The organism is uncultured Planococcus sp. (genome assembly GCF_947501725.1).
In the GTDB taxonomy this organism is placed as follows: Bacteria; Bacillota; Bacilli; order Bacillales_A; family Planococcaceae; genus Planococcus; species Planococcus donghaensis_C.
Window position 1 is genome coordinate 1 of the sequence record NZ_CANMXD010000040.1, and the last position, 270, is coordinate 270.

At 53.3% G+C, this 270-nt stretch carries 3 tRNA genes; all 3 read left to right on the top strand.

The features are described from left to right. Nucleotides 1-2: 2 nt before the first annotated feature. Nucleotides 3-77, top strand: a tRNA-Asn gene (locus Q0785_RS20325). 5 nt (nt 78-82) lie between these two features. Beyond that, nucleotides 83-172, top strand: a tRNA-Ser gene (locus Q0785_RS20330). A 23-nt stretch (nt 173-195) separates the two neighbouring features. Beyond that, nucleotides 196-270: transfer RNA gene (locus Q0785_RS20335), tRNA-Glu, on the top strand.

Genomic DNA, 270 nt, shown 5'->3' on the forward strand with positions numbered 1-270 from the left:
ATTCCGAAGTAGCTCAGTGGTAGAGCACCGCACTGTTAATGCGATGGTCGTAGGTTCGAGTCCTACCTTCGGAGCCAATTTTGGAGAGCTGTCCGAGTGGCCGAAGGAGCATGATTGGAAATCATGTAGGCGGGCAACCGTCTCAAGGGTTCGAATCCCTTGCTCTCCGCCAGAAGATAAATTCCAAAAACATATGGCCCCTTGGTCAAGCGGTTAAGACACCGCCCTTTCACGGCGGTAACACGGGTTCGAATCCCGTAGGGGTCACCA